We start from the raw sequence: 22,910 nt of genomic DNA, 5'->3' as shown, positions 1-22,910 counted from the left end.
CCGCCAATACATTTTACAAATTTGTTAACCAATTCTCTTTTATTGGAAATAAATCTCACTTAAAAAGTCTTACGAATGAAGATTTATTATGGAAAGTTCACAAAAATCAATGCATTATGTCGACCATGGTGTTAACCATCCTGTCCGAAGTCAACGCCATGTCAAAATGCACATAAATTTAACAATTGGTTATTAATTAGCACATTCATCTGAAATAAAGGCTGAAATAACTAATAACATTTCGATAATCCTTCAGCAAGCCCCAGAGTATGATGTTAATAAAATAACAGCAGTATCGGTCTTCGCCGGGCGTACTGGGACGTGTTATATCTTTAGAATCAATGGCTAACAGGAGAGTTAATCATCAGCATTTTTTATTATTGCTCTGCTGATTTTCAACTTTAGTGAGAAGTTTTACTGATAATGAAAGGAAACGGAGCCGGACACGACTCCGTTTGCACAGAAGAGAGGTTTCAGGCCAGCAAACCAGGGAAAATGGATTTGATGCCTGTAACGATAAATTCGATACCCAAAGCCATTAACAGCAGTCCCATAATACGCGTAATGACGTTGATACCGGTTTGGCCCAACAGACGCACTAACCATGGTGCCATGCGGAACAGCCCCCAGCAGCACAGGGCAAACAACGCAATCGCTACAAAAAAGCCAAACAGGTTAATCGCGCTATGATACCGCGTACCCCAAACAATAGTTGAGCTTATCGCCCCCGGCCCCGCCATCAACGGCAATGCCAACGGCACAACGCCGATACTTTCACGGATTGCGGTTTCTGATTTTTCCTGTTTGTTTTGTTTATCTTCCCCTAGTTTTCCGCTAATCATTGACATCGCGATAGTCACAACCAGAATGCCGCCAGCGATCCTGAACGAGTCAATTGAGATGCCGAAGAGTTGCAGAATACCATCACCAAGAAACAGCGAAGTCCACAGGATGATTGCGACCGATAGGTTTGCCGTGAGGTTGGTTTTGTTTCGTGCTGCGGCAGTTTGATAGCTGGTCATACTGATAAAGACGGGGATGATCCCTACCGGGTTGACCAACGCAAATAACCCAATGAAAAATTTAAAATAGACAGGAAAATCAAATAGCGTTTGGATCACGGTTAGCTCCGAAGCGTTAGCCGGATAAAATGAGTCATAAAAATTGATAAAATCCGCGCTGAAGATACGCCTTTTGTCAGCATACTTCACCTTCTATCTGCGTATATCAATGTAAATACGCTACCAATACTCAGTGTTATTAATATGTATTAAATATGCTAATGTTATTAGCATTCATTACGTCAATTTATTAACACTTAACGAGAAACGCTAAAAGGGTCTGCTGAAAGGTGTCAGCTTTGCGAATTTTTGATCCAGATCACGCAATTACTACTCAGAAGTGAGTAATCTTGCTTACGCCACCTGGAGGTAACGCGTTAGAGTTAACAGGCGCTAGCGTATAAGCTCTTTTAGTAAATCAAAGTAAAGTGGACGTTAATTAACCGTTTGATTTTCAAACCATTACACAAATTTTCGTCGGTCTGTCTATACTCTCGTATCGAGCAGATGATTTACTAAAAAAGTTTAACATTATCAGGAGAGCATCATGGCTGTTACTAATGTCGCTGAACTTAACGCACTTGTAGAGCGCGTAAAAAAAGCCCAGCGTGAATATGCCAGTTTCACTCAAGAACAGGTTGACAAAATCTTCCGTGCCGCCGCTCTGGCTGCCGCAGACGCTCGAATTCCTCTCGCGAAAATGGCCGTTGCCGAATCCGGCATGGGTATTGTCGAAGATAAAGTGATTAAAAACCACTTCGCTTCTGAATACATTTACAACGCTTACAAAGATGAAAAAACCTGTGGTGTGCTGTCTGAAGACGACACTTTTGGTACCATTACCATTGCTGAACCGATTGGTATCATCTGCGGTATCGTTCCAACCACTAACCCGACTTCTACTGCAATCTTCAAATCACTGATCAGCCTGAAGACCCGTAACGCCATCATCTTCTCTCCGCATCCGCGCGCAAAAGATGCAACTAACAAAGCAGCTGACATCGTTCTGCAAGCAGCAATCGCTGCTGGCGCACCGAAAGATCTGATCGGCTGGATCGATCAACCTTCCGTTGAACTGTCTAACGCGCTGATGCACCACCCGGACATCAACCTGATCCTTGCGACCGGTGGTCCAGGCATGGTTAAAGCGGCATACAGCTCCGGTAAACCAGCTATCGGCGTAGGCGCAGGTAACACCCCTGTGGTTATCGACGAAACCGCTGATATCAAACGTGCTGTTGCATCTGTTCTGATGTCTAAAACCTTCGATAACGGCGTAATCTGTGCTTCTGAGCAGTCTGTCGTCGTGGTTGACTCTGTATATGATGCAGTACGTGAGCGTTTTGCGACTCACGGCGGCTACATGCTGCAGGGCAAAGAGCTGAAAGCAGTCCAGGACGTTATCCTGAAAAATGGCGCGCTGAACGCAGCTATCGTTGGTCAGCCAGCATACAAGATTGCTGAACTGGCAGGCTTCTCAGTACCAGAAACCACTAAGATTCTGATCGGTGAAGTGAAGGTTGTCGACGAAAGCGAACCGTTTGCTCACGAAAAACTGTCTCCGACGCTGGCAATGTACCGTGCGAAGGACTTCGAAGACGCTGTCATTAAAGCTGAAAAACTGGTTGCGATGGGCGGTATCGGCCATACTTCTTGCCTGTACACTGACCAGGACAACCAGCCAGAGCGTGTTGCTTACTTCGGTCAGATGATGAAAACCGCACGTATCCTGATTAACACCCCGGCCTCTCAGGGTGGTATCGGTGACCTTTACAACTTCAAACTCGCACCTTCCCTGACACTGGGTTGTGGTTCCTGGGGTGGTAACTCCATCTCTGAAAACGTTGGTCCTAAGCACCTGATCAACAAGAAAACCGTTGCTAAGCGAGCTGAAAACATGTTGTGGCACAAACTTCCGAAATCTATCTACTTCCGTCGTGGCTCTCTGCCAATCGCACTGGATGAAGTGATTACCGATGGTCACAAACGTGCGCTGATCGTGACCGACCGCTTCCTGTTCAACAACGGTTATGCAGACCAGATCACCTCCGTTCTGAAAGCTGCTGGCGTTGAAACCGAAGTGTTCTTTGAAGTTGAAGCTGACCCGACTCTGACCGTTGTTCGCAAAGGTGCTGAGCTGGCTAACTCCTTCAAACCAGACGTAATCATCGCGCTGGGTGGTGGTTCCCCGATGGACGCCGCGAAAATCATGTGGGTTATGTATGAGCACCCGGAAACTCACTTCGAAGAACTGGCGCTGCGCTTTATGGACATCCGTAAACGTATCTACAAGTTCCCGAAAATGGGCGTGAAAGCGAAGATGGTTGCAGTTACCACCACTTCCGGTACCGGTTCTGAAGTGACTCCGTTTGCGGTTGTTACTGACGATGCAACTGGGCAGAAATACCCGCTGGCAGACTACGCGCTGACTCCGGATATGGCGATTGTTGACGCCAACCTGGTTATGGATATGCCGAAGTCCCTGTGTGCGTTCGGTGGTCTGGATGCCGTAACTCACGCTCTGGAAGCTTACGTTTCAGTACTGGCTTCTGAGTTCTCTGACGGTCAGGCTCTGCAAGCGCTGAAATTGCTGAAAGAAAACCTGCCTGCGTCTTACCATGAAGGTTCTAAGAACCCGGTAGCGCGTGAGCGTGTACACAGTGCAGCGACTATCGCCGGTATCGCGTTTGCTAACGCCTTCCTGGGTGTATGTCACTCAATGGCGCACAAACTGGGTTCTCAGTTCCACATTCCTCACGGTCTGGCGAACGCCCTGCTGATCAGCAACGTTATTCGCTATAACGCGAACGACAACCCGACTAAACAGACTGCATTCAGCCAGTACGACCGTCCGCAGGCACGCCGTCGCTACGCTGAAATCGCAGACCATCTGGGTCTGAGCGCACCGGGCGACCGTACTGCCGCGAAAATCCAGAAACTGCTGGGCTGGTTGGAAGAAATCAAAGCTGAACTGGGTATTCCTAAGTCTATCCGTGAAGCTGGCGTTCAGGAAGCTGACTTCCTGGCACACGTGGACAAACTGTCTGAAGACGCGTTTGACGACCAGTGTACTGGTGCTAACCCACGTTACCCGCTGATTGCTGAACTGAAACAGATTCTGCTGGATACCTACTACGGTCGCGAGTACAGCGAAGACCAGACTGCCGCTAAGACTGAAGCAGTAGCTGCACCGAAAGCAGAAAAGAAAGCGAAGAAATCCGCTTAATTTGCTCAGATAAGTTTTAGTTTCACCATAAACGGTCCCAGTTGGGACCGTTTTTTTTCGTCTTGTGTTATGAAAATCGGGTGATACGCAATCTAGCCGTGTGAATAGAATGGCACTGTAAGAGATGTATTCAGGAAGATGTGAGAATAGCCATCAGAAGAGAGTCTGACAGGGTAGAGAACATTGGCGAAGGTTCCAGCCTACCCTGCGTTTATAAGCGCTCAGAAGCGTACAGGGTTAATCGTGGCTGTGTCGTTCTTGTATCGCCGTCAGAGAGCCCTCAGACTGCGCTTGTTTGTAGTGTTTACGACATACCGACACATAGCGTTCATTCCCGCCGATAACCACCTGCTCGCCCTCGTTATAAGGTCTTCCAGCCTGATCAAGGCGTAATACCATGCTGGCCTTACGGCCACAGAAACAAATGGTCTTTAATTCAACCAGTTTATCTGACCACGCAAGCAGGTATTCGCTGCCACCAAATAACTCACCACGAAAATCAGTGCGTAAGCCGTAACACAAAACAGGAATATCCAGTTGATCGACAACTTCAGATAATTCATAAACCTGTTGTCGGGTCAGAAACTGAGACTCATCGACCAGTACACAGTGAATTCTTTGCTGCGCATTCTCGGCGCGAATCTCTTCGAACAATGATGAATTTTGGTTAAACAATTTTGCAGGTGACGACAGACCTATACGCGAACTTACTTTTCCAGCACCAAAACGGTCATCAATTTCCGCTGTATATACAACGGCACGCATCCCACGTTCCTGATAATTGTACGAAGATTGCAACAATGCAGTCGACTTACCTGCGTTCATTGCAGAATAGTAAAAATATAGTTGTGCCATTGACCGAAGGCCCTCACCCGGGGAAATAAATATGGGCTGGATTGTATCATATTTCACGAACATGTCGGTGTAGCGTTGGTCGCAAAGGCGTATAAATGAGCGGGCAAGCTCGCACAGTGCCGCCTGAATTTAAGTAACGGATAGTGAGAGAGCATACAACCATCGACCAAACAGCCTGTGCTCGGACGCGTATATACACACTCTTTCACAAATAGTGCTCATGAAATTTATCAATGTCACTTATCATCATACGGCAATAAAGAAACCCTTCCCATATTGTTATTGAATCTACCCACTGTCGCCATGTATTAGCGAATTCACGTAAGCAAAACTAATACAAAAGGTTGAAATCACTGCAAAGAGATACTATTTGTACACCATAAAATGTGACCTGAATCTTGAATTTTTACTCTCAGCCGCTGAGAAGCCCCCTCGCCAATAAGCCTTTTTTATGCCCAACATCATGGGGAATTTAAGACAGGAGAATTAATTCTGATACTAAATAAAGCGCAATTTTGAATTCCTTACATTCCTGGCTATTGCACAACTGAATTTATCGCTCTATTATTAGCTCAACAAACCACCCCAATATAAGTTTGAGATTACTACAATGAGCGAAGCACTTAAAATTCTGAACAACATCCGTACTCTTCGTGCGCAGGCAAGAGAATGCACTCTGGAAACGCTTGAAGAAATGCTGGAAAAATTAGAAGTTGTAGTTAGCGAGCGTCGCGAAGAAGAAAGCGCTGCTGCTGCTGAAGTTGAAGAACGTACTCGTAAACTGCAACAATATCGTGAAATGCTGATAGCTGACGGCATTGATCCGAACGAATTGCTGAATAGCATGGCTGCTGTTAAATCTGGCACCAAAGCTAAGCGCGCTGCACGTCCGGCTAAATATAGCTATGTTGACGAAAACGGTGAAACTAAAACCTGGACTGGCCAGGGTCGTACACCGGCAGTGATCAAAAAAGCGATGGAAGAACAAGGTAAACAACTGGACGACTTCCTGATCAAGGAATAATTCAGAAATAGTTTGCTTAAAATCCCGCCAGTGGCGGGATTTTTTTTACCGGTACTTCGCTCAACCCTACCCGGATTAGGTATAAAAAAACGGCGCTGTTAATACAGCGCCGTTCTGACCAGATAATACCAGAAGGTTACTTCTTAATACCCATCTCGTCTTCCAGCCAGGCTTTAAATTCGGCGCCGAGAGTATTATGGCGAATACCATATTCAACGAACGCCTGCATATAGCCCAGTTTATTACCACAGTCATGGCTTTTGCCCTTCATGTGATAAGCTTCAACCGTCTCTTTTTCAATCAGCATATCGATAGCATCTGTCAGCTGAATTTCATCACCCGCTCCCGGAGGGGTTTTAGCCAGCAGAGGCCAGATATCGGCACTAAGAACGTAACGACCCACAACGGCCAGATTAGAAGGCGCAACATCAGCTTTTGGTTTTTCAACCACGCCAACCATCGGGACGCTTTCGCCCGGGGATAATTCAACGCCTTTACAATCAACAACGCCATAAGCCGTAACATCTTCTACCGGTTCAACCATAATCTGGCTGCTACCTGTTTCATCAAAACGATGAATCATTTCGGCAAGGTTGTCGCGGGATAAATCAGATTCGTATTCGTCAAGAATTACGTCCGGCAGGATTACAGCTACCGGTTCATCGCCAACCACAGGGTGCGCGCACAATACCGCGTGGCCCAGACCTTTAGCCAGCCCCTGACGCACCTGCATAATAGTCACATGTGGCGGGCAAATAGATTGCACTTCTTCCAGAAGCTGGCGTTTTACACGTTTTTCCAGCATCGCTTCAAGTTCAAAGCTGGTATCAAAGTGGTTTTCAATAGAATTTTTAGACGAGTGAGTTACAAGTACAATTTCAGTGATGCCCGCAGCAATACATTCGTTTACGACGTACTGAATTAATGGCTTATCAACCAACGGTAGCATCTCTTTCGGGATTGCTTTCGTAGCCGGTAACATCCTGGTTCCTAATCCCGCAACCGGGATAACGGCTTTTTTGACTTTTGAATTAAGGGCAGCCATTTAAAACTCTCCTGGACTGTTCATGTATTGAACGTGTTCATCATTCTGTATCGCATCCGAGTATATCAGTACAGCGACAAGCTTCTGGTCTGAAAAGGACGCGCGTCGGTATAATTAAGATAAATACGAATAAAACTGGCGCTGATAGTAGCACTCACAGCATGGGGAGGGTGAACCAATTTCATTTACACGCCTCTCAATTGTTCATTCTGCAGACAACATCAAGCGCAGGCGACCTCCCGCCCCCCAAATTTGGCATTGCCATGACTCACAATGTTGGCTCAGCTGATTAAGATACGTATTACCTAAGGTACCCAGCGGAACGCCATTGCTGATTTGCACTTGGTGGGAACCTGTATTTAATGTCGCATTCAGCCCTGCCGATACCAGAATCAGATTTTTTAATCCGCTGTGGTAATACCCCACCAGCAAGGGAAACTGCCCTGGTAAATTGGCTTGCCGCAACAGATGATTTACCTGTTTCAATAATGTACCTAGCTCTGGCAGTCGCTGATTTTGTTGTGTCAGTTGCTCCTGCAGTAAACCATTAAATAGCGCCCTCAGTAATAATGCAGCCAGCACGCCATTATCCCCTGCCCGCGTCACATCAAGGCAATAGAATGCAAGGTCATGATCAGACAGCGGAGCAATATCCAACACCAGCCCCGGTTGGTCGGCTGCCACCAATTGTCGATAGTTAATGCGACAGTGCGAGATCACTTGCGACACTGGAGGCTGTAATTCTTTTAGCAACTTCGCAGCTGCAGCAGGATCGTCCACCATCGCATCCCAGTCGCGAAACAGCCGTTCTTCTTCTTCAACGCGTGAATTAAACATGTTGGGATAAAGACATGCAAAGACGGTTTCTCGCAAGCGATTAAGGTCTTTCACCGGCTTCAACAGGACATCATCCACACCGAGTCGTAGCGCTTTGGCTATGTCGGACATGTTTTCCGTCGCAGAAATCACCAGTATCGGGGTCTGATCGCCACGATTGCGTAAATACTCAACCAGTTTGAGACCGTTCATTCTTGGCATAGCCAGGTCGCAGATCATCAGGTCGGGTTTAAAATGCCCAAGCAAGTCCAGTGCTTCAAGTCCGTCACCAGCTACCGCCGTTGTCGCTCCCAAAGAGGAAAACCATGAGTCCATGAGTGAGCGAAATACCGGCTCATCCTCAACGATAAGAATCTGTTTTCCGACCAATGGCTGCGTCATATTCTCCCCCCTGACTGGCTTTAATAAATAGTGGCATGCTATTGCCACTCACGCCTGTCAGAATTAGCTTAAGTGTTGATAAAAAATGCGTTAGACGTTGGTTTTCACCAGGGGTAGAAGCTCATCCATTTTCTTCTCGACCGCTAACTGCCCGGCAGCAATTGCCGCACTGGCGCGGTGAAAATCCAGCGTGGATATTTGTGGACAAAACGGCTGAATCAGAATGTCTGGAGGGTCACCGGCCATGCGGTTACGTTTCAGTCGGTTTTCCAGAACCTGAATAGACGTCGTCATAATCTCCATCGCCGTGGGCGCAGTTACTGCACGCCTGGCAGTAATGTTGCTCAAGCGTTCTTTCAGACGGGCATGCCATGAGAGTTCGTCAGCATCATCACCCGATTCGGCATCGCTATTGACGTTGAAGGAGAGTAAATCTTGTTGCATGAGATGCGCATCGTGTTGCAGGTCGACCGCAATAACAATATCGGCCCCCAACGCGCGAGTCAGGGAGACAGGGACAGGATTCACCACCGCACCATCGACCAGCCAGTAACCATTGTGCGCCACAGGTGACATCAGGCCAGGAATACTGCAGGAGGCCCGGACAGCCAGATGTAAATCACCTTCGGTGAACCAAAGTTCCCGACCCGTACTCAGATTGGTGGCCACTGTTGCGAAACGGCGAGTACATTGCTCAATTGCTTCTACCGGCATCACATTACGGTACTGATTGAATACCCGTTCACCGCGCAGTAAACCTCCCCTGCGCCACGAGAGATCCATCAGCCGTAAAACATCCCAATAGCTGAAAGAACAGACCCACTTTTCGAGAGCAGGCAGCTTATTGCAGGCGTAGGCAGCGCCAACCAACGAACCGATGGAGCACCCTGCCACGATATCAACATCAATGCCCATATGCTTAAGGGCTTTAATAACGCCAATATGCGACCAACCTCGCGCTGCGCCGGAACCTAGCGCCAGCCCAATTTTTATTTTTCTCATTATACGTACAAACTTCCCCTGGCTTGCAGACGTAGCAACATCGCTACCGCTCAGTTAACATAGTGCCACTCTGGCGTTTTTACGCCGTTTTTATATTCCAGGGAGTACTTTGTGTCTCAGCTTTGTCCCTGTGGTAGCGCTGTCGAGTATAGCCTATGTTGCTACCGTTATGTGTCCGGCGCGCAAGTAGCACCTACGCCGTCACACCTCATGCGTTCTCGTTACTGTGCTTTTGTGATGAAAGACGCAGATTACCTTATCAGGACCTGGCATCCGGATTGTCATGCGGCCGAGTTTCGCGACGACATTATCGCAGGATTTACTCATACCGAATGGCTTGGACTGACCGTTTTTGAACAAGAGACGGCAGACACAGAAAATATCGGCTATGTCAGTTTTGTCGCACGGTTTTCTGAACAAGGTAAAACAGGTGCAATTATCGAGCGCTCTCGTTTTTTAAAAGAAAACGGTCAGTGGTACTATATAGACGGTACACGCCCTCAAATTGGACGAAACGATACCTGCCCTTGTGGCTCAGGTAAAAAATTTAAAAAGTGCTGCGGCTAATCAACGCCCGACAGTATCAATTTTGCAAACATTCTCAACAGGATCACCGCTGCAAATGCATTCATTACAACGAAAAGTGCTGCGTACTATTTGCCCGGACCAAAAAGGTCTGATCGCGCGCATTACAAATATCTGTTACAAGCATGAACTGAACATCGTGCAGAACAATGAGTTTGTGGACCACCGTACCGGACGCTTTTTTATGCGCACCGAACTGGAGGGCATTTTTAACGACGTCACGCTGCTTGCCGATCTGGACAGCGCCTTACCTGAAGGCTCGATTCGTGAATTAACCCCAGCAGGCCGCCGCCGCATCGTCATTTTGGTCACCAAGGAAGCGCATTGTCTGGGCGATTTATTAATGAAGGCCAATTATGGCGGGCTGGATGTTGAAATCGCCGCTGTGATCGGCAATCACGAGACCTTGCGTCCTCTGGTTGAACGGTTTGATATTCCGTTTGAGCTGGTGAGCCATGAAGGTTTAACACGTGACGAACATGATCAGAAAATGGCTGATGCTATCGACGCCCACCAGCCGGACTATGTCGTGCTGGCTAAATACATGCGCGTTCTGACCCCGACATTTGTTTCACGCTTTCCGAATAAAATTATCAATATTCACCATTCATTCCTGCCAGCATTCATTGGTGCTCGTCCATACCATCAGGCTTATGAGCGTGGCGTGAAGATCATCGGCGCGACGGCCCACTACGTGAATGATAACCTCGATGAAGGCCCAATCATTATGCAGGACGTGATCCATGTTGATCACACCTACACTGCCGAAGATATGATGCGCGCGGGTCGCGACGTTGAAAAAAATGTATTAAGCCGTGCGCTATATCAGGTTCTGGCTCAACGCGTCTTTGTTTACGGTAACCGAACGATTATTCTGTAATCGATTGATAAGTTAATTGGTTACCTTTACATCTTTACGTGTAAAAATCAGGCAACCAGTTCTTTTTTATCAACGGAATGCTTTACAGGGGCGCATCATTTGATATGATGCGCCCCGCTTCCAACGGAAGCAGGCCAGTAATTAGCATTACCCCGTGGTGGGGTTCCCGAGCGGCCAAAGGGAGCAGACTGTAAATCTGCCGTCATCGACTTCGAAGGTTCGAATCCTTCCCCCACCACCATTCATTCCTGTAGATTCATAAAATTAGTATACCCCTGGTGGGGTTCCCGAGCGGCCAAAGGGAGCAGACTGTAAATCTGCCGTCATCGACTTCGAAGGTTCGAATCCTTCCCCCACCACCATCACTTCATAAAGCACCAACAGCAAATCAATCTCTAATGCCCCATATTCTGCCCATGTGGGAAGGATGAGAAGCTTCGACTAAGGTTCGATTCGAGCGTAGCGAGAAAGCGTTGCCGCAGGCAACGACCCGAAGGGCGAAGCGCGTAGCGCTGAGTAATCCTTCCCCCACCACCATCACTTCATAAAGCAACACACTCAATTCCTCAGCAATGCCTTTTATTTGCCTGATGCGCTATGCTTATCTGGCCTACGAACTCGATACGTGCCCGCTATTTGTCTGATGCGCTGCACTTATCAGGCCTACAGCGCTCGCTGATACCTTCGTAGGCCGGATAAGGCGCTTGCGCCGCCATCCGGCAAACAGGCATAAAAAAACCCCGCCGAAGCAGGGTTTTGTCATTCTCAAATATACGATTAGTGACGCGCGCGAACAATCTGGTATTTGCGTGTCAGATATTCGACCGGGACGCTCCAGATGTGTACCAGACGAGAGAATGGGAACAACAGGAACAGCGTCATACCCAGCACCAGGTGCATACGGAAAATGAACGCAACACCATCGAGATACTGAGACGCTCCGCCCTGGAAGGTCACCACTGTCTGCGCCCAGTTCACCAGCTTCATCATCTCGCTACCGTCCATATGCTGGGCGGAAAACGGAATGGTCAGCAGGCCCAGCGCACACTGGATCACCAGCAGTGAGAGGATCAGAATATCCGCTCCGGTGGTGGTGGCCCGCACGCGTGGGCTGAACAGACGACGTTTCAGCAGCAGTACGCCACCAATCAGACACATCAGGCCACTGGCACCGCCCGCAAACATTGCCATCTTTTGTTTCACTTCAAGCGGTAGCCAGGCTTCATACATCCAGTGCGGCGTCAACATGCCAAGGAAGTGCCCAGCAAAGATACCCAGGATCCCGATGTGAAACAGGTTTGACGCCAGGTTCATCCCTTTGCGATCCAGCATCTGACTGGAAGCCGCACGCCATGTATATTGCCCATAGTCATAACGCAGCCAACTGCCGATCAGAAAGACAGAACCCGCGATGTACGGATAGATGTCAAAGAAGAACGTATTCAGGAAGTGCATTAGTGCTGTCCTCCGGTGGTGATATTCAGATACTGCGGCGCAACGGCCCCGGCAAAACGACGCTGGTGAGCGGAGATTTCCGACTCGCCACACCCCTGATCGGCGAAAAATTTCACCTGCTCTTCTTCCCAGACCGCATCCAGCGCTTGTGGAGTATCATCACGGGCTTCATCCGCAATTTTTTCAGCCACTTTATCGCTGTCGATAACGGTATTCGCCAGTTTTAACAGCAGATCGAACAGCACCGCATAACGGCTTTCGCGCTGTTGCAAACGAGCGCTGAGCAGCGCCAGAATCGGCGCAATATCCTGTAAGCCACCTAGCGCTTCGCTTTTCGGCAATTGCGCAAGGTATTCCAGATACAGCGGCAGATGATCGGGAAGTTCGCGGCTGTCGAGCTGCAAACCGTGCTGCTCATACTGTGCCATCAGGTCAACCATAGCCTGACCGCGATCGCGGGATTCACCGTGAACATGTTCAAACAGCAGCAGCGATGTCGCGCGGCCACGGTCAAACAGTTCGCTGTAGGCGGCCTGCACATCCAGCATGTCCTGCGCGGTTAGATCGCGCAGGAAAACGCCCAGAGTCTGGGCATCCTCTTTATCCAGGTTCTCAGATGACGCGAGTGCATCGAAAAGTTCCTGCTGATGCTGCCACAAGGCAGCATCCGGGTACTCGAGCAGACGCGAAACAATGACGAGTTCAATCATTGGTGCGGCTCCGTTTTGCTGGTCACATCGACAGCGTCGATGCGGCGGCTGTTGAACAGATTGAATTTAGTATCAGAACCGTGGCAACCGTCGCCGAAGGTAAAGCCACAACCGCTTTTCTCCGGGAACGCGTCACGCGCCAGTTCACGATGGCTGCTCGGTACCACGAAACGATCTTCGTAGTTCGCGATTGCCAGGTAACGATACATTTCCTGTGCCTGTGCTTCGCTTAAGCCCACCTCTTCCAGCGCACGGGTATCAACTTTACCGTCAACTGTTTCCGCACGTTTGTAGTGACGCATTGCCAGCATACGTTTCAGCGCCAACAGTACCGGCTGGGTGTCGCCAGCGGTCAGCAGGTTCGCCAGGTACTGAACCGGGATACGTAGACTGTCCACATCCGGCAGAATACCGTTGCTGCCCAGCTCGCCCGCGTCGGCGGCAGACTGAATCGGTGACAATGGCGGCACGTACCAGACCATCGGCAGTGTGCGGTATTCCGGATGCAGCGGCAGCGCCAGCTTCCAGTCCATCGCCATTTTGTAAACCGGAGACTGCTGTGCGGCATCAATGACGCTCAGCGGAATACCATCTTTCAGCGCCTGTTCAATAACCGCCGGATCGTTCGGATCGAGGAACACGTCCAGCTGACGCTGGTACAGATCTTTCTCGTGCTCGGTGCTGGCCGCGCTTTCGATCGCATCTGCGTCATACAGCAGTACGCCGAGGTAACGGATACGACCTACACAGGTTTCGGAGCAAACGGTCGGCTGACCAGCTTCGATACGCGGGTAGCAGAAAATGCACTTCTCAGATTTCCCGCTCTTCCAGTTGAAGTAGATCTTCTTGTACGGGCAGCCGGTGATACACATACGCCAGCCGCGGCACTTGTCCTGGTCGATCAGCACGATGCCATCTTCTTCACGCTTGTAGATAGCGCCGCTCGGACAGGTCGCCACACACGCCGGATTAAGGCAGTGCTCACACAGACGCGGCAGGTACATCATGAAGGTGTTTTCGAACTGACCGTACATCGACTTTTGCATGTTTTCGAAGTTCTGGTCTTTGGCGCGTTTTTCAAACTCGCCGCCGAGAATTTCTTCCCAGTTAGGACCGCTGGTGATTTTATCCATTCGCTGACCGGTGATCAGCGAGCGTGGACGAGCAATCGGCTGCGCTTTGCTGTCTGCCGGGGCGTTATGCAACGTCTGGTAGTCAAAATCAAACGGCTCGTAGTAATCATCCATGCCCGGCAGATGCGGGTTAGCAAAGATTTTACCCAACAGCAGCGCTTTGTTACCCATGCGCGGCTGCAGTTTGCCGTTGATTTTACGGATCCAACCGCCCTTCCATTTTTCCTGGTTTTCCCAGTCGTTCGGGAAGCCAACGCCAGGCTTACTTTCGACGTTGTTGAACCAGGCGTACTCCATACCTTCACGGCTGGTCCAGACGTTTTTACAGGTCACTGAACAGGTGTGGCAGCCGATGCACTTATCGAGATTCAGCACCATGCCGACTTGTGAACGAATTTTCATTTTACGCTCTCCTGTACCTGGTCATTGCCTTCGCCATCCAACCAGTTAATGTTCTTCATCTTACGTACAACTACGAACTCATCACGGTTTGAACCGACGGTGCCGTAGTAGTTAAAGCCGTAGGCCAGCTGCGCATAGCCGCCGATCATATGGGTCGGTTTCGGTGTAATACGGGTCACCGAGTTGTGGATCCCACCGCGCTGCTGGGTGATTTCTGAACCCGGCAGGTTAACGATACGTTCCTGCGCGTGGTACATCATGGTCATCCCGGCCGGTACACGCTGGCTGACAACTGCACGTGCCGTCAGCGCACCGTTGCTGTTGAAGACTTCGATCCAGTCGTTATCTTCGATTCCCAGATCCTTCGCATCGACTTCGCTCATCCACACAATCGGGCCACCGCGTGACAGCGTCAGCATCAGCAAGTTGTCGCTGTAAGTGGAGTGGATACCCCATTTCTGGTGCGGCGTCAGGAAGTTGAGCGCTTTTTCCGGGTTACCGTTAGATTTCTCGCCGATCACCGCTTTCACCGAACGGGTGTCGATTGGCGGACGGTAAACCAGCAGGCTTTCACCAAAGTCACGCATCCACTGATGATCCTGATACAACTGCTGGCGACCAGACAGTGTACGCCATGGGATCAGCTCGTGAACGTTGGTATAGCCGGCGTTATAAGACACGTGTTCATCTTCCAGTCCTGACCAGGTCGGGCTGGAGATAATTTTGCGCGGCTGCGCCTGAATATCGCGGAAGCGAATTTTTTCGTCTTCTTTATTCAGCGCCAGATGCGTATGGTCACGACCGGTAAATTCACTCAGCGCAGCCCAGGCTTTAACGGCTACCTGACCATTAGTTTCCGGCGCCAGCGTCAGGATCATCTCGGCTGCATCAATTGCGGTATTAAGCCAAGGCTGGCCTTTTGCCGGACCTTCAGCCTTGGTGTAATTGAGCTTACGCAGCAGATCCATTTCGCTCTGGGTATTCCAGGCAATCCCTTTACCACCGTTACCGATTTTTTCCATCAGCGGGCCGATGGAGGTGAAACGCTCGTAGGTTGCCGGATAATCACGCTCAACGGTCATGATGTGCGGTGCGGTAACACCAGGAATCAGGTCACATTCACCTTTTTTCCAGTCCTTCACGTCCAGCGGTTGTGCCAGTTCTGCGGCAGAGTCGTGCTGAATTGGCAGCGTAACGACGTCGGTTTCTTTACCGAGATGACCCACGCAAACTTCAGAGAATTTCTTGGCGATGGCTTTGTAGATTTCCCAGTCGCTCTTCGATTCCCAGGCCGGGTCAACCGCCGCAGACAGAGGATGAATAAACGGATGCATGTCCGAGGTATTCATATCGTCTTTTTCATACCAGGTTGCGGTCGGCAGCACGATGTCGGAATACAGACAGGTGCTCGACAGACGGAAGTCCAGCGTGACAACCAGATCCAGTTTGCCGTCCAGGCCGTTATCCTGCCATTCCACTTCTTCAGGCTTCACGCCGCTCTGCTGGCCGAGATCTTTGCCCTGAATACCATGTTCAGTACCCAGCAGATACTTGAGCATGTACTCGTGGCCTTTACCGGAAGAACCGAGCAGGTTAGAACGCCAGATAAACAGGTTGCGCGGATGGTTTTTACCGTTTTCCGGCTGCTCTGCCGCAAAACGAATAGAACCTTCTTTCAGGGATTTAACGGTGTAATCCACCGGCGTCATACCTGCTTTCTGCGCTTCTTCGGCGATACGCAGTGGGTTAGTCCCTAACTGCGGCGCAGATGGCAACCAGCCCATACGTTCAGCGCGAACGTTAAAATCAATCAAATGACCGCTGTAGCGGGATTTGTCTGCCATCGGGGAAAGCAGTTCCTGCGCAGTAACCGTCTCATAGCGCCATTGGCTGGAGTGGTTATAGAAGTAGGAAGTGCTGTTCATATGACGAGGCGGACGCTGCCAGTCAAGAGCAAACGCCAGCGGCTGCCAGCCGGTTTGCGGACGCAGTTTTTCCTGGCCGACGTAGTGGGCCCAACCGCCGCCGCTCTGACCGATACAACCGCAGAACACCAGCATATTGATCAGGCCACGATAGTTCATATCGAGGTGGTACCAGTGGTTCAGGCCCGCACCGACGATGATCATCGAACGACCGTGTGTTTTATCGGCGTTATCCGCAAATTCACGGGCAATGCGCACGATCTGAGAACGTGATACGCCAGTGATTTTTTCTGCCCATGCCGGCGTGTACGCTTTCACGTCATCGTAGCTGGTCGCGCAGTTTTCGTCGTTCAGACCACGTTCCAGGCCATAGTTAGCCATGGTCAGGTCGTAAACGGTGGTCACCAGCGCGGTAGAGCCATCGGCCAACTGCAGGCGTTTAACCGGCAGTTTGTGCAGCAGAATATTTTCCAGCTCTACTTTACTGAAGTGCTCGGTACCTTCGCCGCCAAAGTACGGGAAGCCCACTTCAGCGATATCGTCCTGGCTACCCAGCAGGCTGAGTTGCAGTTCGGTTTCATCACCGGACGTACCGTCGCGTTGCTCAAGGTTCCATTTGCCCTTTTCGCCCCAACGGAAACCTATTGAACCGTTTGGCGCAACCATTTCGCCGTTGCTGTTGATAGCGACGGTTTTCCATTCTGGGTTATTTTCCTGGCCCAGAGAGTCGACCAGATCCGCCGCACGCAGCATACGACCAGCAGCATAGTAGCCGTCACGCTCTTCGAGCATCACCAGCATTGGCATGTCGGTATAACGACGAACGTAGTCGGTGAAGTACTGGCTCGGGTTATCGAGGTGGAACTCGCGCAGCATGACATGGCCCATCGCCATTGCCATCGCCGCATCGGTTCCCTGCTTCGGTGCCAGCCACAGGTCGCAAAGTTTGGCAATTTCTGCGTAGTCCGGAGTAATCGCTACCGTTTTGGTGCCTTTATAGCGAACTTCAGTAAAGAAGTGCGCATCCGGAGTACGGGTCTGCGGTACGTTAGAGCCCCATGCAAGAATGTAGCTGGAGTTATACCAGTCGGCAGATTCCGGTACGTCGGTTTGCTCGCCCCAGGTTTGCGGGGAAGCCGGCGGCAGGTCACAGTACCAGTCGTAGAAGCTCAGGCAGGTACCACCAATCAGCGACATATAGCGTGCGCCGGAAGCATAAGAAACCATCGACATCGCCGGAATCGGAGAGAAGCCTGCAACGCGGTCAGGGCCATAGGTTTTGATGGTGTAAACGTTAGATGCAGCAATCAGTTCATTCACTTCCTGCCAGGAAGAACGAACAAATCCACCACGACCACGCGCTTGTTTGAAGCTTTTTGCTTTGTCGGCGTCTTCGATGATGGATGCCCATGCATCTACCGGATCGCTGTGCAGTCTTTTTGCTTCGCGCCACATCTTCATCAGACGTTTGCGCATCAGCGGGTATTTCAGACGGTTAGCGCTGTAGAGATACCAGGAATAGCTTGCACCACGTGGGCAGCCGCGAGGCTCGTGGTTAGGCATATCTGGACGCGTGCGTGGGTAGTCAGTTTGCTGGGTCTCCCAGGTCACCAGACCATTTTTCACATAGATTTTCCAGCTGCATGAGCCCGTGCAGTTTACCCCGTGGGTTGAACGCACGATTTTGTCATGCTGCCAACGCTGGCGGTATCCGTCCTCCCAGTCCCTGTTGGTATTGAGAAGCTGGCCATGCCCATCGGCAAAGGTTTCGCCCTTCTGCTTGAAGTAGCGAAACCGGTCCAGGAATTTACTCATCGGTTTTCTCCTGTAGGAGCCTGACGGCTCTCTGATAAATCGACATTGCTTGATTGAGAGCGAAGGTAACGCTCTGAAAGGGCGTGAGAATTGATAACGATCAAGGCATGCAGGGATGAAAAATGAAGGTTGGTTTTTACATACCCCCAAAGTGGGATATTGTTTTTTAGCGTAATACTTTGAATTTAAAGAATTTTAAATAATTCACTTATCATACAAATGTTAAATTCTTTATAAGTGGGTATTAAGGGGTATCCCCCCTGCCAGGCATATTACCAGCACCGTTTTCGCAGACTTTCGTCATGAGCTCACATATAAGTATGTTGTAACTAATTTAAAGCAAAAAAAAAGCGCGGTCTAACGCCGCGCAATGGATAATCAACTGCTACTACTTTTTTACTTTTTAGAATGACGTCCGTATACCGCCCAGGTGATGACCACACAAGCGACATAGAAGATCAGAAAGACTTTCATCGCATCGACCGGCGAACCAGTTAACGCCAGAGACGTACCAAATGCTTTCGGGATAAAGAAGCCGCCAATCGCACCAATGGCTGAGATAAAGCCCAACGCTGCCGCGGTGTCGGTTGCTGCTTCGCGCATTGCTTTCTCTTCTGAACCGCCTTCAGCTTTCACTCTGTCCATCGTCAGCTTGCGGAAGATAACGGAGATCATCTGGAAGGTTGAACCACTCCCCAGACCAGCCGTCAGGAACAATGCCAGGAACACCGCGAAGAAGGCGATAAAGTTGCCGCCAACGCCGTTTGATGGCAGCGTCAGGAACAGTAAGGCACTGAAAATTGCCATCAGCACGAAGTTCACCAGCGTTACACGGGTTCCGCCCAGACGGTCAGAGATTGCGCCACCCGCTGAACGAGCCAGCGCGCCAATCAACGGTCCAAAGAAGGCGTAATGCAGGATCTGTACCTCAGGAAACTGCGTTTTTGACAACATGGCAAAACCGGCAGAGAAACCGATGAATGAACCGAAGGTTGCCAGATACAGCAGGCTCATAATCCACAGATGCCCACGTTTCAGCACCGGCAATTGCTCTTTCAGCGACGCTTTTGAGGTTGCCAGTTCATTCATACCAAACCATGCAGCCAGCGTTAACACCGCCAGAAACGGTACCCAAATCCATGCGGCGTTTGCCAGATACAGCTGCGTACCATCCGGTTGTTCAACCCCGTGGCTACCAAATGCGGCAAAGATTGACAGTGAAACCACCAGCGGCGCAACCAACTGCATCACGCTGACGCCCATGTTGCCCAGGCCACCGTTCAGACCCAGCGCACCACCCTGTTTCTGTTTTGGAAAGAAGAAACTGATGTTTGCCATGCTGGACGCAAAGTTCGCACCGGCGAAACCGCACAACAGAGAGATAATAATAAAAGTACTAAACGGCGTGGAGGTATCCTGCACCGCAAAACCTAACCATACGCAAGGAATGATCAGGATACCGGTGCTAAACGCTGTCCAGCGACGTCCACCAAACAGGGGAACCATAAAGGAGTACGGAACACGCAGCAGCGCGCCTGACACCGAAGGTAATGCCGTCAGCATGAACAGCTGTTCAGTGGTGAAATCAAAACCGACTTTCGGTAAGTTCACCGCCACGGCGCTAAATAACATCCACACGCAAAACGCCAGCAGCAAGCAAGGGACTGAAATCCACAGGTTACGGCTGGCGATTCGTTGACCACGCTGCTGCCAGAAGGCGGGATCTTCCGGCCGCCATTCGGTAATTACAGCTCCAGATGCCCTTTCCGGGGCAGATGAGTGACTCATAGACACCTCTGATACTTGTTTCGATGCCTGCAACATTAGGGTTTACAGCTGGAGGTAAGTTGATATAAATCAAAGGAAAAGGTGTCATTATTCATGCCTAAAATTTATCATTACCCTAAATGAGTACATAACTTCGGTAAAAAAGATGTGGTTTTTCACGCTTCTGTCGCCCCCTACTCCCCCTCGCCCAGGATCTCTCCCTCCGCTGGCAATTAAGAGGTAGCCCGTTTGAGGTATGGGTATACTCCAGTGTATCGCCGAGAATAACGCCACTGCCTGCAGCAGAATCGTCATTCAATAAGGTTTTCTGTTCGACGAAAACCCGAAGGAACAAGTCACCATGTTTAAACGTTGTCTCTCCCCGCTTACGCTGGTCAACCAGGTGGCGCTGATTGTTTTATTGTCCACAGCCATCGGCGTGGCGGGTATGGCTGTCTCCGGCTGGCTGGTTCAGGGCGTTCAGGGTAGCGCCCATGCAATCAACAAAGCGGGATCGCTGCGCATGCAGAGTTATCGCCTGCTGGCAGCCGTACCGCTGGACGCTAGCGATCAACCGCTTCTGGATGAAATGGAGAAAACGGCGTTTAGCCCGGAGTTGACGCGTGCCGCAAAGCGAGACGGACAACAGGCACAGTTAAAAGCACTACAGGATTACTGGCACACTGAACTGGCGCCGGGGCTTGCGCATGCGCAAACGCCTGATGCGGTAGCGCAGGATGTGACGCGCTTTGTAGGCGGTCTGGATAAGCTGGTTACCGCCTTTGACCATACCACCGAATTACGCATTGAACGCGTCGTCCTGCTGCATCGCCTGATGGCCATATTTATGGCATTGCTGCTGGTTTTCACCATTATCTGGCTGCGCGTGCGCCTGTTAGAGCCGTGGAAACAGCTGCTGGCGATGGCGCGAGCCGTCAGCCAACGTGATTTTACCCAACGCGCGCGTATCAGCGGGCGTAATGAGATGGCCGCTCTGGGTTCGGCACTGAATAATATGTCCGAAGAGCTGGCTGAGAGTTATGCCGTGCTGGAACAGCGGGTGCAGGAAAAAACGGCGGGACTGGAGCACAAAAATCAGATCCTTTCTTTTCTGTGGCAAGCCAACCGCCGCCTGCACTCTCAGGTGCCGTTGTGCGAACGCCTCTCACCAGTACTGAACGGTCTGCAAAATTTGACCTTGCTACATGATATTGAACTCCGGGTTTACGACCTGGAAGATGAAGACAATCATCAGGAATTTACCTGTCAGTCCAATGCCAGCTGTGATGAAAAAGGTTGCCATCTGTGTCCTCGCGGAACACTGCCCGCGATTGACGGCGGGATCACATTGAAATGGCGGCTGACCGATGCGCATACCCAATATGGTATTCTGCTCGCCACCTTGCCGAACGGACGCCATCTCAGCCACGATCAGCAGCAGTTGGTTGATACCCTGGTTGAGCAACTGACCGCAACGCTCGCGCTCGACAGACATCAGGAGCGTCAACAGCAGTTGATCGTGATGGAAGAGCGTGCCACCATTGCACGCGAACTTCATGATTCTATTGCACAATCGCTCTCTTGTATGAAGATGCAGGTTAGCTGTTTGCAGATGCAGGGCGATGCGCTTTCAGATAACTGTCGCGAGTTGCTCAGCCAGATACGTAACGAGCTGAATGCTTCATGGGCACAACTGCGTGAGCTGTTAACCACCTTCCGTTTATAGCTCACGGAACCTGGATTACGACCGGCGCTTGAAGCCAGCTGTCAGGAGTACAGCGCCCGTTTTGGATTTACGGTTAAGCTGGATTATCAGCTACCGCCACGCCTGGTCCCTTCGCATCAGGCGATTCACCTGCTACAAATTGCGCGCGAAGCCCTGAGTAATGCACTTAAACACTCTCAGGCCAATGAAGTGGTCGTGACGGTGGTGCAAAATGGCAAGCAGGTCAAACTAACAGTGCAAGATAACGGCTGCGGCGTACCGGAAAACGCCGAACGCAGTAACCACTACGGCATGATTATAATGCGCGACCGTGCGCAGAGCTTGCGCGGCGATTGCCGCGTACGCCGTCGCGAGACGGGCGGTACTGAAGTTGCTGTCACTTTTATTCCCGAAACAAACTTCACAGAAGTCCAAGGAGATACCCATGAGTAATCTGGAACCGGCAACCATCCTGTTGATCGACGATCATCCGATGCTGCGAACCGGTGTAAAACAGCTTGTCAGCATGGCGCCCGATATTACCGTTGTCGGCGAAGCCAGCAATGGTGAGCAGGGTATCGAGCTGGCTGAATCCCTTGATCCCGATCTGATCCTGCTTGATCTCAACATGCCCGGCATGAACGGCCTGGAAACTCTCGATAAGCTGCGTGAAAAGTCACTGTCGGGCCGTATCGTTGTGTTTAGCGTATCCAATCATGAAGAAGACGTAGTTACCGCACTGAAACGCGGCGCTGATGGTTATCTGCTGAAAGATATGGAGCCTGAAGATTTACTCAAAGCCTTACAGCAGTCAGCGGCCGGTGAAATGGTGCTGAGTGAGGCCTTAACGCCGGTTCTGGCCGCCAGCCTGCGTGCTAATCGTGCAACGTCGGACCGTGATGTTACCCAACTGACACCGCGTGAGCGCGACATTCTCAAACTCATTGCCCAGGGGCTGCCGAACAAGATGATCGCCCGTCGTCTGGACATCACTGAAAGTACGGTAAAAGTCCATGTGAAGCATATGTTGAAGAAAATGAAGCTCAAATCACGCGTCGAAGCCGCGGTATGGGTACATCAGGAACGCATTTTCTGATAACGC

15 protein-coding genes, 2 tRNA genes, 1 other RNA gene and 1 pseudogene are annotated in these 22,910 nt (G+C 50.4%); 9 read left to right on the top strand and 10 right to left on the bottom strand.

The genetic code is table 11. The features are described 5' to 3' along the window. Positions 1–473: 473 nt before the first annotated feature. Positions 474–1,121 carry an NAAT family transporter YchE gene (gene ychE, locus OGY33_RS06385; protein ID WP_003020714.1) on the bottom strand — a complete coding sequence of 216 codons (648 nt, stop codon included), beginning with the start codon at positions 1,119–1,121 and terminating at the stop codon, positions 474–476. A gap of 487 nt (positions 1,122–1,608) precedes the next feature. Here ychE and adhE point away from each other — a divergent pair, with 487 nt between their 5' ends. Next, positions 1,609–4,287: a bifunctional acetaldehyde-CoA/alcohol dehydrogenase gene (gene adhE, locus OGY33_RS06380; protein WP_123267320.1), complete on the top strand. Its 2,679-nt coding sequence runs from the start codon at positions 1,609–1,611 to the stop codon at positions 4,285–4,287. Positions 4,288–4,524: 237 nt separating this feature from the next. On the opposite strand, the gene tdk is transcribed toward adhE, so the two are convergent. Further along, positions 4,525–5,142: a thymidine kinase gene (tdk, locus tag OGY33_RS06375; RefSeq protein ID WP_008784954.1), complete on the bottom strand. Its 618-nt coding sequence runs from the start codon at positions 5,140–5,142 to the stop codon at positions 4,525–4,527. Between the two features lie 610 nt (positions 5,143–5,752). Here tdk and hns point away from each other — a divergent pair. Further along, positions 5,753–6,166: a histone-like nucleoid-structuring protein H-NS gene (hns, locus tag OGY33_RS06370; protein WP_003020723.1), complete on the top strand. Its 414-nt coding sequence runs from the start codon at positions 5,753–5,755 to the stop codon at positions 6,164–6,166. A 136-nt stretch (positions 6,167–6,302) separates the two neighbouring features. Here hns and galU read toward each other — a convergent pair whose 3' ends face one another. From galU to rssA, 3 genes are all read right to left on the bottom strand, one after another. Next, positions 6,303–7,211, bottom strand: a complete 909-nt coding sequence (gene galU, locus OGY33_RS06365; RefSeq protein WP_003020727.1) for a UTP--glucose-1-phosphate uridylyltransferase GalU — start codon at positions 7,209–7,211, stop codon at positions 6,303–6,305. Positions 7,212–7,415: 204 nt separating this feature from the next. After that, positions 7,416–8,429 (bottom strand): two-component system response regulator RssB, encoded by a 1,014-nt coding sequence (gene rssB / locus OGY33_RS06360; protein WP_032943688.1) that lies wholly within the window; start codon positions 8,427–8,429, stop codon positions 7,416–7,418. Between the two features lie 90 nt (positions 8,430–8,519). Continuing rightward, a complete protein-coding gene (gene rssA, locus OGY33_RS06355) occupies positions 8,520–9,431 on the bottom strand; it encodes a patatin-like phospholipase RssA (RefSeq protein WP_008784956.1) in 912 nt (303 codons plus the stop codon). Between the two features lie 111 nt (positions 9,432–9,542). Here rssA and OGY33_RS06350 point away from each other — a divergent pair, with 111 nt between their 5' ends. The 5 genes from OGY33_RS06350 (at position 9,543) to OGY33_RS06330 (ending at position 11,433) form a co-directional block, all read left to right on the top strand. After that, a complete protein-coding gene (locus tag OGY33_RS06350; protein WP_008784957.1) occupies positions 9,543–9,998 on the top strand; it encodes a YchJ family protein in 456 nt (151 codons plus the stop codon). A 55-nt stretch (positions 9,999–10,053) separates the two neighbouring features. After that, positions 10,054–10,896, top strand: a complete 843-nt coding sequence (gene purU / locus OGY33_RS06345) for a formyltetrahydrofolate deformylase (RefSeq protein WP_003020737.1) — start codon at positions 10,054–10,056, stop codon at positions 10,894–10,896. A gap of 156 nt (positions 10,897–11,052) precedes the next feature. Beyond that, a tRNA-Tyr gene (locus OGY33_RS06340) sits at positions 11,053–11,137 on the top strand. Between the two features lie 36 nt (positions 11,138–11,173). Continuing rightward, positions 11,174–11,258 (top strand) — tRNA-Tyr (locus tag OGY33_RS06335). A 44-nt stretch (positions 11,259–11,302) separates the two neighbouring features. Next, positions 11,303–11,433, top strand: a non-coding RNA gene (locus tag OGY33_RS06330) — RtT sRNA. A 240-nt stretch (positions 11,434–11,673) separates the two neighbouring features. On the opposite strand, the gene narI is transcribed toward OGY33_RS06330, so the two are convergent. The 5 genes from narI to OGY33_RS06305 all read right to left on the bottom strand — a co-directional run bounded on the left by narI (position 11,674) and on the right by OGY33_RS06305 (position 20,124). Further along, positions 11,674–12,351, bottom strand: coding sequence for a respiratory nitrate reductase subunit gamma (gene narI, locus OGY33_RS06325; RefSeq protein WP_003833386.1), 678 nt, complete (start codon positions 12,349–12,351; stop codon positions 11,674–11,676). Next, positions 12,351–13,061, bottom strand: a complete 711-nt coding sequence (gene narJ / locus OGY33_RS06320; protein ID WP_048216248.1) for a nitrate reductase molybdenum cofactor assembly chaperone — start codon at positions 13,059–13,061, stop codon at positions 12,351–12,353. The genes narI and narJ overlap by 1 nt, the downstream gene beginning before the upstream one ends. Continuing rightward, positions 13,058–14,596 (bottom strand): nitrate reductase subunit beta, encoded by a 1,539-nt coding sequence (gene narH / locus OGY33_RS06315; protein ID WP_128611750.1) that lies wholly within the window; start codon positions 14,594–14,596, stop codon positions 13,058–13,060. The genes narJ and narH overlap by 4 nt, the downstream gene beginning before the upstream one ends. Beyond that, the gene (locus tag OGY33_RS06310) at positions 14,593–18,336 is read right to left on the bottom strand and encodes a nitrate reductase subunit alpha (RefSeq protein ID WP_008784960.1); all 3,744 of its coding nucleotides are present in this window, start codon (positions 18,334–18,336) and stop codon (positions 14,593–14,595) included. The genes narH and OGY33_RS06310 overlap by 4 nt, the downstream gene beginning before the upstream one ends. Before the next feature lie 396 nt (positions 18,337–18,732). After that, entirely contained in the window at positions 18,733–20,124 is a 1,392-nt protein-coding gene (locus OGY33_RS06305; RefSeq protein ID WP_003833390.1) for a NarK family nitrate/nitrite MFS transporter, read from the bottom strand. A gap of 340 nt (positions 20,125–20,464) precedes the next feature. Between OGY33_RS06305 and narX the strand changes: the two are divergent. Both narX and narL read left to right on the top strand, forming a co-directional pair. Continuing rightward, a pseudogene (narX, locus tag OGY33_RS06300) lies at positions 20,465–22,261 on the top strand (nitrate/nitrite two-component system sensor histidine kinase NarX). Continuing rightward, complete coding sequence (gene narL, locus OGY33_RS06295; RefSeq protein WP_003833392.1) at positions 22,254–22,904, top strand: two-component system response regulator NarL; 651 nt, start codon at positions 22,254–22,256, stop codon at positions 22,902–22,904. Before narX ends, narL begins: the two are co-directional and overlap by 8 nt. Positions 22,905–22,910: the final 6 nt, after the last annotated feature.

This window comes from Citrobacter sp. Cpo032 (assembly GCF_030332975.1).
In the GTDB taxonomy this organism is placed as follows: Bacteria; Pseudomonadota; Gammaproteobacteria; order Enterobacterales; family Enterobacteriaceae; genus Citrobacter; species Citrobacter portucalensis.
The sequence above is the reverse complement of the archived record's forward strand: the minus strand, read 5'-3'. Positions and strand labels throughout refer to the sequence as shown.

Bases quoted from the DNA above. Each gene is read 5' to 3' on its own strand.
- adhE (WP_123267320.1), top strand. From the start codon at position 1,609: ATGGCTGTTACTAATGTCGCTGAACTTAACGCACTTGTAGAGCGCGTA.
- tdk (WP_008784954.1), bottom strand. From the start codon at position 5,142: ATGGCACAACTATATTTTTACTATTCTGCAATGAACGCAGGTAAGTCG.
- hns (WP_003020723.1), top strand. From the start codon at position 5,753: ATGAGCGAAGCACTTAAAATTCTGAACAACATCCGTACTCTTCGTGCG.
- galU (WP_003020727.1), bottom strand. From the start codon at position 7,211: ATGGCTGCCCTTAATTCAAAAGTCAAAAAAGCCGTTATCCCGGTTGCG.
- rssB (WP_032943688.1), bottom strand. From the start codon at position 8,429: ATGACGCAGCCATTGGTCGGAAAACAGATTCTTATCGTTGAGGATGAG.
- rssA (WP_008784956.1), bottom strand. From the start codon at position 9,431: ATGAGAAAAATAAAAATTGGGCTGGCGCTAGGTTCCGGCGCAGCGCGA.
- purU (WP_003020737.1), top strand. From the start codon at position 10,054: ATGCATTCATTACAACGAAAAGTGCTGCGTACTATTTGCCCGGACCAA.
- narI (WP_003833386.1), bottom strand. From the start codon at position 12,351: ATGCACTTCCTGAATACGTTCTTCTTTGACATCTATCCGTACATCGCG.
- narJ (WP_048216248.1), bottom strand. From the start codon at position 13,061: ATGATTGAACTCGTCATTGTTTCGCGTCTGCTCGAGTACCCGGATGCT.
- narH (WP_128611750.1), bottom strand. From the start codon at position 14,596: ATGAAAATTCGTTCACAAGTCGGCATGGTGCTGAATCTCGATAAGTGC.
- OGY33_RS06310 (WP_008784960.1), bottom strand. From the start codon at position 18,336: ATGAGTAAATTCCTGGACCGGTTTCGCTACTTCAAGCAGAAGGGCGAA.
- OGY33_RS06305 (WP_003833390.1), bottom strand. From the start codon at position 20,124: ATGAGTCACTCATCTGCCCCGGAAAGGGCATCTGGAGCTGTAATTACC.
- narL (WP_003833392.1), top strand. From the start codon at position 22,254: ATGAGTAATCTGGAACCGGCAACCATCCTGTTGATCGACGATCATCCG.